Raw genomic sequence first — 11,106 nt, 5'->3', positions numbered from 1 at the left:
AGTAAAGATGATATCATGGATATAGAATTGGAGCTAAAAGAAGCCACCGCGCAGCGGTTTAGTACAACAGAGGGTTTCGCGACACTTTGATAATATGAAAGTGGGTTGGGACGCGTCGCAAACCCTCGGAACGTTAAATGAAATTGGTCGCAAAGACCGCGCCGTCCTGGCGCGGATTGTGCAATTATGCTTGAAGGATTTTTTGATTTGAAGTTCCAGTAATTTATATTATACGTGAGGAGCCTGAAGACAAATGAATAACTTAATAAAAGAATTGATAGACGCTGCAGACAAGGCAATAAAAGAGGAACGGTTTGATGATTTAATGGATTTTTATACTGAGGATGCGGTTCTTGTCGTCAAACCCGGCCTTGAAGTTCATGGGAAAGAAGCTATTAAGAAAGCCTTTATAAAAATTGCCGAGTACTTTAAGAACAGCGTAATACCTACACAAGGTAAAATGCTAATGATTGAGGCTGGCGATACGGTTTTGGTTATTTCTCAAACCCTACTGGAAGCTGATAATAAAAGTGAATCAGAATTTAGCATGGACCGAAGAGCAACTTATATCTATAGAAATATTGATGGAAAATGGCTATGTGCTATAGATAATTCATATGGAACGTCATTGCTTGATTAGCGGCCCATTGTGAGCATATTGTTTCAGATGTGAGACAAAAAAGTAGGAACTGCAGTAATTCATGTATTGTCTTAAGTAATAGAGGCTCAGTTTAATTTGAAGGTAGGTTGTTTCATTGTTCTACCAGAACCAGCCTATGATGCTGAGAGAGAAGCTGAACCTGATGAAACTCAATATAAGTATTATAGGACAAGATGGGAGAGTTTTTGGGAGAAGCTAGGGTTTGAAAGTTTGGGAGATAGTTCTTACTGGTATTTCAATTTAGATATGAAGATGTTAGTAAACGGTTAGAACCCAGGAGAGAAAGAAGAGGAATCTTACCCTAAACTAGTAGCGGATAGTGCAACAATTTATGAATTTCGATCTGATTTAGATAATGACGAATAATGATCGCGATTTTTTCTAGGGTAGAATTTGGGGCTCCAGCCATCGTATAATAACGTATTCCTGAAATCTGAGATAATATGAAAGTAGAAACCAGACTTAGGGAATACGCGGGACGTTCTACGACATATCGTGCAAAGGCCGCGCCATCCTTGGCGAGGATGAAAAACTTAAGCTATAAATCAAAGATCTAGAAAGTGGGATAAAATGAATGCGTTTTTGACAGTGATACCAATTATACTTATTAGGTATGGTCTTTTAAATGTGATAAACAAAGAAGCACTTAAACGTGCAAGTTTCTTTGCTCCATTAATCGGAAGAGAAAAGGTAGCATTCTGGGTTTATCAAATTGCAACCGCCTTTATCTTGCTATATTTATTTATACTTAAGATCAAAACTGAATCTGAGTGGTTTTACATAGGTCTGATAATATATAGTTTAGGACTTATTTTATATGCTGTATCTATAATAAATTATGCTAAGCCTAAAATGAACGGAATAAATTTAAATGGGTTATATCGAGTATCACGCAACCCTATGTACGTTGCATACTTCATTTATTTTTTAGGGTGTGTATTTTTGACTCGTTCATGGGTATTACTTGCGTTATTAATAAGTTTTCAAATATCAGTACACTGGATTATTATTTCAGAAGAAAGATGGTGTATTATGGAATTCGGAGAAGAGTATATAAAATATATGAATAAGGTGAGACGTTATATTTGATAGGTTGTATAACTCTATTATTCAAGCGATGGTTTAAAATTTTATATTATTTGGGCATCGTAATATTCATTGGGAGAGTATAAAGTTTACGGTAGGAGGTGGGATTTTGTGAATAAGTTAAGATTTATTGCAATGATCATATTCGTGATTTCAATTCCTTTTATTTTAAAAGCACTAGATCTTTATAATAGATTCTATAATGAGGTTAGGGATGGAGATGGGATAGGCCTGTACTTTTTTGGTATTGAAATCAATGATAAGCTTCCTTATGGGCAAATACCAATCTATCTTTGGAGTTTCTTTACAATTGGGATATTATTGATGGTATTTGCTTTTATTTTATTCATTAGAGCGAAAAGGCGTAAAGAGTATTGATATTTTCTAAGACCACATAAAACATCAAAAGTAAAGTTTTTGGCTAAAAAGTGAAGAGGATTTAGGGTGCGACGTCCTATTGCACTCTGGCTTGCTTCGGGGGGCCTCATCCATCCGAAAACAAGGTGTTCCCTTAACTTCGCCAATATGAATGTGGTATGACGCTACGGGAGCCAAGGACGTTAAATGTCATTACGCTATTGGAGTGGAATTTGAAGGAGGTTTGATTTTGGGAGCTAAGCGGTTGTCCCGTAGATCATTTATCCTAGGTGGGATTGCAACATTATCCTATCTATATTTCGATCTCCATTCGATTGCAGTAAAACGATATACGATTAAGATTTCTAAATTACCAGCTGAGTTCCAGGGATTCACCATTCTCCACTTGACTGATTTACATAGCAAGGAATACGGAGAAAGTCAAAGGGATTTAATCGAGTTGATTAATCGACAGCAATTTGATGCAGTAGCAATTACTGGGGATTTAGTTGATAAGAGTAACCCTAGTATGAAACCAGCAATATCACTAGTGAAAGGGTTGCAATCTAAACCGATATTTTTTGTTCCTGGAAATCACGAGTGGTGGACAAACTACCAAATCAAATCTTCCTTGGAAGACCAAGGGGTACACATATTGGAAAACGGGCATTTCAAATATTACATAGGTAATTCTCATATTTGGATAATGGGTGTCGACGACCCCTATCTAGGACGGGATCAGTTAGATAGGGCAATTGCAGGTGTCTCGGATTCTGAACCAAAGGTTTTATTAGCACATGCTCCTAACATATTTTCTAAAGCTATTAATTGCAAGATAGATTTACTTTTGGCCGGGACATACCCACGGCGGACAAGTTAGACTTCCATTGGTTGGTGCAGTGGCAGTACCGGGGCAAGGACTTTTCCCTGAGTTAGATTACGGTCAATTTACTGCCGGTTCTACAAACATGATTATTAATGGGGGTTTAGGAGAAAGCGTTCTACCAATAAGGGTTTACAATAGACCGGAAATTGTACTGATAACCTTAGTTTCCTTTCCATAAATATATTTAGATAGAAAGAAAGCTAATCTACGTGATGTGAGCTCGAAAAAAGGGATGTAAATAAAAGGGGTGTCTAGGTCCGCCTAGAATAGTAATTTAACACCAAAAAATGACTACGGAAGAATAAACACGGTAGATGTTCTTCGACCCAGATTTGGAAGGATTCTGGAGGCGGTAAAAAATGAATGTTTTAATTTTTGGTGGTACAGGTTTTGTCGGGAGAAACCTAATAGAAGAATTACTTATGAATGGATATAAAGTATCGGTTGTAACGAGAAATCACCAAAAAACAGTCAACCAATTTGGCAATAAAATTCAGGTGATAGAATGGGATAATATTGATCCTCTATCTTCAATTTATAAGTTCGATCAAATTGACTTTGTAATTAACTTAGCGGGTGAGTCAATCGGTAGTCGTCGATGGACTAATTCAGTGAAAGATGAGATTATAGCAAGTCGGATTAGAACGACTGGTGCAATAGTTGCTGCAATTAATAATGGTACCATTCAGCCAAAAGTTCTAATTAATGCTTCAGCCGTTGGATATTATGGGCTATGTGAGGATGAAGAGATAACTGAGTCGGCAGAAGCGGGACAGGATTTCCTAGCACAAGTTTGCCGAGAGTGGGAAAATGAAGCATACAAGGTTCAAAATACTGGAACCAGAGTAGCGACCATCCGGATTGGCGTAGTTTTAGGAAATGAAGGTGCACTAAACAGAATGGCATTGCCATTTAGATACTTTATCGGAGGCCCATTAGGTAACGGAAATCAATGGCTCTCATGGATACACATTCGAGATTTAACGAGTATGATAAGGTTTATAATCGAACATCAGGAGCTAGCTGGCCCTATAAATGCTGTTGCTCCAAATCCGGTAAGAATGGGAGAATTCAGCAAGATGCTGGGTAAAGTTCTAGCTAGACCATCATGGTTACCAGTTCCGGAAATATTATTAAAAATCGCTTTAGGTCAGATGGCGGAAATGTTATTGCATGGACAAAGAGCTGTACCGAAAAAAGTACTCAGTGCTGATTTTAAATACAAGTTTCCAAAGTTAAAAGCAGCTATAGAGAATGCTATGGGGAACCGGAAAGGCGTCTGAGAATAATATTTTGGGAGATGTTTATGATTGGATCGAAAAGTGTCGGCCGGTACATAAGATATATTGAATTAAATAGAGACAAAGTTCCTTCATTCACTGAATATCCTTTTAATTTACCAGCGATCAAGAGTTTAGACACCTTATCGTTTCATCCAAAAGTAACTTTTATTGTTGGAGAAAATGGTACTGGGAAATCGACTATACTGGAATCTATAGCTGTGGCATTTGGATTTAATGCTGAAGGTGGGACTAGGAATTTTAATTTTGCTTCTAGAGGCACTCATTCAGACTTGAGTCAATATATAAAGGTTGTTAAAGGAGTAAAAAGGCCACGAGATGGTTTTTTCTTAAGAGCAGAAAGTTTCTATAATTTTGCTACCAATGTTGAAAAATTAAACTTGAACCACGCCTATGGCGGCCGATCGTTACATGAACAATCTCACGGGGAGTCATTCTTTGCTGTTTTCCAAAATAGATTTTGCGGTGAAAGTTTATATATCCTGGATGAACCCGAAGCGGCTTTATCGCCTTCGCGGCAAATGTCAATGATTACAAGAATGCATCAATTAATTGAAGAAGGCTCTCAATTTATTATAGCTACTCATTCCCCAATCATAATGGCTTATCCTCATTCATTAATTTATCAAATTGAAGAGGGATTTGAACATGTAACTTATGAAAAAACCGAACATTATCAAGTTATGCGAGCGTTTGTTAACAATACTCAGAAGATGTTAAAGCTGCTGTTGGAAGACGATTAAGATGATATTTAAGGGTTGGCCCGCGGAATCTCCATTCCCCTAATCTTTTTATCAACGTTAACTTCAAAACTCCGCAGTGTTTAAGTGGGGGATGTATTGCGCACCCGTACATAATTTTGTCTAGGCTCTCAGAATGAACTATATCCTTGGGGAAAAGTAAATAGGAACATTTCATTTCAATACAAAGCAAATGATATTCCTGACAGAAATATGTGATGTTAATCGTCTAGTACAATATTCCAAAACTTGACAAGATGACAAGGTGAAGTTTTAGAAGAAGTAGGTGATTTAAATACTGAGTGATAACGCTAATCTTATATTATACATTGGTATAAGTACTGTGTTAGTTATTTGCATTGTGATTTTAAAGAGTCAAATTTATAGGAGGCGAAGAAAAGGTGAAGAAATTATTAGGTTAAATAGAAGTTCAAGGTTTTTAGTATACGGATCAGTGGAATTCTTATTATTTTTGATATTATTAATCTTGTTTATCAATAATGCCTACGATGTATATCAGAAATTGAATGGAGTTTATATAAGTAGTGTTTTTCAATTATTAAATATTCAATACTTAGAGAGCTTGCGAAAGTACTTTTTTGAAAACTCTATGTTAATCGAACTTACCACTATAGTCTTTTATCAAAAAAGTTTAATAAATACATTATTTGCGATTTTTGGAGTATTCACTATCTCAATGTTTGATTTTTATATAGGGTGGCAACGAAATATAATTTACGATAATGGAATACTTTTGAATGATAAGATTGTAGATTGGCATAAGGTAACCGATATAGGTGGGGTAGTTTTGAAGAAAAGAAATTATTTGGACAAGGTAAATATTTCATCTTAATTATTATACTAAAAAAACATAAAATTGATAAATTATTTCATTTAGATAACAAAATTAATTTAAAAGTGAATTATGAAGATAAGGGAATTATTGATTGTATTTTTGAAAAGTACACAATCAGTAAAGATTAAAAAATAGTTTGGGTTGGGTGGATTTGGGTGGGATCTTAATTAAATTGAATTGCTTCAGATATAAAGGAAATTAAAGAAACACTCAAGAACAATAATAAAATTGAACTTTAGCGCAAATAGTCCATCGAGCATCAAAGTACGTTTAGTTAGGAGAGTTTTAAGAAATGGCGTCAAATTACATAATTAGAAGAGCTGTCCACTCTGACGTTAACTGTCTCATTGGGCTGCTCGAAATCCTGTTTTCTATAGAAAGTGATTTTACAGTTGAAGAATTCAAGCAACGCAGTGGTCTTGAAATGATGCTGAATGATGATACGAGACGCTGCATTATGGTTGCGGAAATAAATCAACAGGTCGTAGGAATGTGCACTGCTCAGATTTTAGTCTCTACTGCAGAAGGCGGATTTGTAGCAGTTATCGAAGATTTGGTGGTACATAAGGAGTATAGGGGAAAAGGTATCGGTCGGGGATTACTTTTATCTATTGAAAGTTGGGCTATAGCTAAGGGAGTAAAGCGGTTACAGCTCTTGGCTGATCGGAACAACACAGTGGCTTTGGAATTTTACAAAAGTTTGAGCTGGAAAAGTACTCAGCTAATATGTTTACACAAGAAGTGATTGATATTTTTCATGGTGAAAGAGGTTTTGTACGAAAACTGTTTTTTCAAGAATATAAAATACTGTCTGGAATGGAGTATTAAGGGGGTAATAATTGATGAATAAGAGTCACATGATAGAACTTTACAGTTACAATGCTTGGGCGAATAAAAAATTACTCGATGCCGTAAAAAACTTAGAAAATGAAGAATTTACTCGAGACTTATCAAGCAGCTTCAGGTCAATTCGAGATACAATGGTACACATTTTAGGGGCGGAAGAATTATGGTTGTCCCGTTGGACGGGGGAAGAAGGCAGAACACTTCTAAATCCTGACGATTTTCCGACTTACACTACTTTAGCTGATCGATGGGGTGATTTTAGAAATCAGATTGACAGATTTTTGGTGTCATTAACGGAAAAAGATTTGCTTGAAGAAATTAATTATAAGAATTTATCGGGGATATCGTATTCTTTAGAATTGTGGAAACAGATGCTTCATGTTAACAATCATTCAACTTCTCACCGAGGGCAAGTTGTCACTATGCTTAGGCAATTGAAGAAACAACCACCTTCGCTGGACCTCATTTATTATTATTTAGGAGAAAGGTAATAGGAGCAGGGGTTTAGTTAAACTATTATTAGGTTGTGTATATACGGGTTAGTATAACAGGAAATAGCTAATATCTTAAGAGAGGATAGGTTTTGCCGTTGTCAGTTAAGAGGGATGCTTTCAGATATTTATTCCTGGTTATAACTGTCATGATACTTGGTTTATGCAGCAGACGTTTCTCAATATTTTTTCCGAGTTGGGTTAATTTGTATTTAGGGGATGTTTTATGGGGACTCATGATTTTTTTCTTATGCGGTTTCGCATTTAAGGCTAGTGAAACAAGAGTAGTCACAGTGAGAGCACTCTTATTTTCTTTCGCCATTGAATTTAGTCAACTATACCATTCCCAATGGATTGATTCATTAAGGAAGACTAGGATTGGCGGGCTAATTTTAGGGTATGGATTTCTGTGGAGTGATTTGGTTTCTTATGCCGTAGGGATCGGAGTTGGCGTTCTGATTGAGAGCTTTGCAACGGGAGATAACAACAAGTAATCTAATGGTAGCCCTAGGCGGGGGCTACTATTATTTTGAAGACTGACTGTAAATGCAATTAAAGCACAATCAGAGTTTGTTAGAAAACAATGTGTATGGTATAGTAAATCGAAAGAAAATGACTGTCACGAATAGCAATGGAGCGGGTGCGAGAAAAATGAGTGTTTTATTTTGCCGGGATTGCGGCGTCGATATATCAGGTGAACCGCTTTTTCGGCGGATCAGTTTTGCTTTAGAAAATGGAGAAAAGGCTGCCTTGGTCGGTCCGAATGGAGCGGGCAAAACAACCCTGATTCGGGCCTGCTTAGGAGATGTGCGATTAGAAAGTGGAGAGGTCCAGATTCTGGGTTCCTATGGGTACCTGCCTCAAACTCCTATTGTGGAGGATGAAGGGAACGTCTTTGAGTGTGTGATCCAAGAACGAGGGGATTTATTACAAATACAGGAACAACTGCGTGAGTTAGAGGATAAGATGGCCTCGACTCCGAGTGAGAAAGTCATGGAACAATATGCGGCCCTGACCGAGTCATTTGAACGTCAGGGGGGCTACGCTTTAGAAGCCTTAGTGCGGAGAATCTTGGCTGGCCTGGGACTTGAAGCGGAGATCAATTCTCAAGTTGCGAGCTTAAGCGGAGGGCAGAAGACCCGGTTAGCTTTATGTAAGCTTTTGCTTCGTGCTCCCGAACTCTTGATATTAGATGAACCGACGAATCATTTAGATATTGCGGCTTTGGAGTGGCTGGAGGGATACCTGCGAGATTATCCTGGTGCCTTGCTGATTGTTTCACACGACAGATACTTTTTAGATCGTATAGTTTCGCGAGTTTTCTGTCTGGAAAACGGCGAGTTAAAAGGGTATACCGGTAATTATTCCGAATACGAATTATTGAAAATTTTAGAAGCCAAGACATTAGGTCGAGAAGCAGAGCGTTTAGCGAATAAAATTGCTAAACTTGAGGATTATGTGCGCAGAAATAAGGCGGGAGTCAATTCTAAGCAGGCGCGTGGACGCGAAAGTCAGCTCCAGAAGCTCAAGCCAATTCAGGTTACCAAGGTGGATCATGGACTTTCTATTTCGCTGGGAAGTGGAGGTCGAAGCGGAAATCGAGTTCTTTCAATAGAAGATCTATCGATTTCGTTTGCTGCTCGAACTCTTTTTTCAAACGTGCAATTGGATTTGAGACGGGGAGACAAAGTAGCCCTGCTGGGCAAAAATGGAATTGGAAAAACTACGCTTCTCAAGGCTATTCTCCAAAAGGCGCCTTTTAAGGGAACCATCCGTTTAGGCGCTAATGTAAAAATTGCTTATTATTCACAGGAACATGAGAATTTAGGCACGTCAGGGACGGTAATGGATGAGATCCGGAATGTCACCAAATTAAAGGACCCGGAGATCCGAAATCTACTGGCTCGATACGGCTTTAGAAAAGATGATGTATTTAAGCTGATTTCCGTGCTAAGTGGGGGAGAAAAGAGCCGTTTGGCTTTATGCAAGCTTTTCTTAGAGCAAGGAAACTTACTTTTGCTTGATGAACCGACAAATCACCTTGATGTTGAAACCCGCGGGGTATTAGAAGAAGCTCTTCAGGAGTACGAAGGAACCGTACTTGTGGTTTCCCATGATCGCTATTTTTTAGATAAAGTAGTTAATAAAATTGCGGAACTCACATCTCAAGGGCTTTTGCTCTTTGAGGGAGATTACACAGGGTTCAAGGAATATAAACAACAAGAGGAAATGAGTGCTGCTCCAATCGAACGGGCTTCAAAGCCAAGCAACCAAGATAAGCAAGAAAGCCGTAATTTGGCGCGTGAAAAAAAGCGGATGAAGCAACTCGAACTGGAAATAGAAGAGTTAGAAGAAACCCTCCAAGCGTTGGAGGAGGAGCTCGCTATGGCGGATACAAATTACGAATTGGCAATGAAGCTTCATGAAGAGTGTGAAAAAGTAAAGTCGCGTAGAGATAGTGCCTTAGAAGAATGGATTGCTGGAAATGATTGATTTCACCAAATAGCCTTTGAATCCATATATTATCCTGAAGTCGCAAGATGGAGGGATACATATTATGGGAGTAGCTATGCTTATGGCAGTGGCTTTAAGTCTGGATGGATTTGGAGTCGGATTGGCGTATGGATTACGTCGTATTCGAATACCCATAAATTCGCTTATTGCTATTGCAATGTGTACAGTTTTGGCAATGGGGACATCGATGCTTTTTGGTGGTTGGGTAACGTTATGGCTTGAGTTAATTCAGGCACGTTTATTGGGAGCTGCAATTTTACTGGCTTTAGGGATCTTTCAATTAGGGAAAGCTATCTGGAATCGTAATGAGGAGGTCTTTCCCGAAGCAGTACCCGCGATGGCTGTGACCCATCCAAAGCCAGCATTGGAACCAGTGTTTCGATTCCAACTGCGGTTTTTTGGCTTAGTAATTCAAGTACTTAAGACACCCGATATTGCGGATGTTGATGGTTCAGGAGTAATTAGTCTGCGAGAAAGCTTATTGTTGGGGTGCGCCCTGGCGATAGATGCTTTTGCTAGTGGAATAGGAGCCGCGATGGCGGGAATGACGTTATCGGTTATCGGAATCGTGGCTTTAACCCAAATTATGATGTTGCGTCTAGGCCAACAAATGGCTGGTAAGATTCCAGTATACTGGACAAATAAAGCGGAATATTTGCCAGGTGCTGTTTTAATTTTGATCGGTTTGGGGAAATTGATCTGAGGTGAGAAAGAATGTTGAACATTGGACTGACGGGTGGAATAGGCAGCGGTAAATCTACAGTAGCCCAATGGTTTATAAAACAGGGGGTTCCGGTGTTAGATGCTGACAAAACGGTGCACCGTTTGTTGCAATCGGATCAGACAACCGTTTTGAAATTGATCGAGGAATTCGGCACAGATATACTAGATGAGAATGGACAAATCGATCGTTCCAGTTTAGGGAAACTGGTTTTCAGGGAGGAGGATGCACGAAAGCGCTTAGAGCGCATCGTGCACCCTCGCGTGGTACAATCTATGAATGAGGAGAGAGATACACTTAGCGATACAGGAGTTAAGATCTGTGTATGGGATGTGCCTTTGCTTTTTGAAGCAGGTTTTGAAAAGTTTGTGGATGAGGTTTGGGTTGTATGGATACCGCGAAACTTGCAAATTTCTCGCGTTCTTGCGCGGGACAAGCTGAGTCTTAGTGAGGTAGAAGCACGTATAGCTTCTCAAGGATCATTAGATGAAAAGCGTCAGCGGGGGGATGTTATAATCGACAATTCTGGGAGCGAGAGTCAAACGATAGGTCAACTTGAAGATGTGTGGCAAAAATTACTACTAAGACAAAAGGATTAGTTGCTCATAATAGTCGATGCTATGAAAATAGACTAAAATAAGGACCTT

General features: G+C 38.6%; 11 protein-coding genes and 1 pseudogene. All 12 read left to right on the top strand.

Annotated features, from left to right (window positions below; translation table 11 throughout):
• The first annotated feature begins 253 nt into the window (after nucleotides 1-253).
• Nucleotides 254-640 carry a YybH family protein gene (locus tag M8E35_RS19980; RefSeq protein ID WP_252471627.1) on the top strand — a complete coding sequence of 129 codons (387 nt, stop codon included), beginning with the start codon at nucleotides 254-256 and terminating at the stop codon, nucleotides 638-640.
• Nucleotides 641-1,231: 591 nt separating this feature from the next.
• Complete coding sequence (locus tag M8E35_RS19975; RefSeq protein WP_252471625.1) at nucleotides 1,232-1,750, top strand: methyltransferase family protein; 519 nt, start codon at nucleotides 1,232-1,234, stop codon at nucleotides 1,748-1,750.
• 108 nt (nucleotides 1,751-1,858) lie between these two features.
• A complete protein-coding gene (locus tag M8E35_RS19970; protein ID WP_252471623.1) occupies nucleotides 1,859-2,125 on the top strand; it encodes a hypothetical protein in 267 nt (88 codons plus the stop codon).
• Nucleotides 2,126-2,354: 229 nt separating this feature from the next.
• Nucleotides 2,355-3,168 (top strand): annotated as a pseudogene (locus M8E35_RS19965) (metallophosphoesterase).
• A gap of 181 nt (nucleotides 3,169-3,349) precedes the next feature.
• Nucleotides 3,350-4,273, top strand: a complete 924-nt coding sequence (locus M8E35_RS19960) for a TIGR01777 family oxidoreductase (protein ID WP_252471621.1) — start codon at nucleotides 3,350-3,352, stop codon at nucleotides 4,271-4,273.
• Nucleotides 4,274-4,296: 23 nt separating this feature from the next.
• Nucleotides 4,297-5,034: an AAA family ATPase gene (locus tag M8E35_RS19955; protein WP_289710933.1), complete on the top strand. Its 738-nt coding sequence runs from the start codon at nucleotides 4,297-4,299 to the stop codon at nucleotides 5,032-5,034.
• 1,145 nt (nucleotides 5,035-6,179) lie between these two features.
• Nucleotides 6,180-6,632, top strand: a complete 453-nt coding sequence (locus M8E35_RS19950; RefSeq protein WP_252471619.1) for a GNAT family N-acetyltransferase — start codon at nucleotides 6,180-6,182, stop codon at nucleotides 6,630-6,632.
• A 97-nt stretch (nucleotides 6,633-6,729) separates the two neighbouring features.
• Nucleotides 6,730-7,224, top strand: coding sequence for a DinB family protein (locus tag M8E35_RS19945; RefSeq protein WP_252471617.1), 495 nt, complete (start codon nucleotides 6,730-6,732; stop codon nucleotides 7,222-7,224).
• Between the two features lie 149 nt (nucleotides 7,225-7,373).
• Nucleotides 7,374-7,718 carry a ribosomal maturation YjgA family protein gene (locus M8E35_RS19940; RefSeq protein ID WP_252471639.1) on the top strand — a complete coding sequence of 115 codons (345 nt, stop codon included), beginning with the start codon at nucleotides 7,374-7,376 and terminating at the stop codon, nucleotides 7,716-7,718.
• Between the two features lie 157 nt (nucleotides 7,719-7,875).
• On the top strand, nucleotides 7,876-9,717 hold the full coding sequence (locus tag M8E35_RS19935) for an ABC-F family ATP-binding cassette domain-containing protein (RefSeq protein WP_252471637.1): 1,842 nt from the start codon (nucleotides 7,876-7,878) through the stop codon (nucleotides 9,715-9,717).
• 64 nt (nucleotides 9,718-9,781) lie between these two features.
• Nucleotides 9,782-10,441 (top strand): sporulation membrane protein YtaF, encoded by a 660-nt coding sequence (gene ytaF / locus M8E35_RS19930; RefSeq protein WP_252471615.1) that lies wholly within the window; start codon nucleotides 9,782-9,784, stop codon nucleotides 10,439-10,441.
• A gap of 11 nt (nucleotides 10,442-10,452) precedes the next feature.
• Nucleotides 10,453-11,058 carry a dephospho-CoA kinase gene (coaE, locus tag M8E35_RS19925; RefSeq protein ID WP_252471613.1) on the top strand — a complete coding sequence of 202 codons (606 nt, stop codon included), beginning with the start codon at nucleotides 10,453-10,455 and terminating at the stop codon, nucleotides 11,056-11,058.
• Nucleotides 11,059-11,106: the final 48 nt, after the last annotated feature.

The organism is Desulfosporosinus nitroreducens (assembly GCF_023897015.1).
Lineage (GTDB): Bacteria > Bacillota > Desulfitobacteriia > Desulfitobacteriales > Desulfitobacteriaceae > Desulfosporosinus > Desulfosporosinus nitroreducens.
This window is presented reverse-complemented; position numbering and strand designations above follow the sequence as displayed.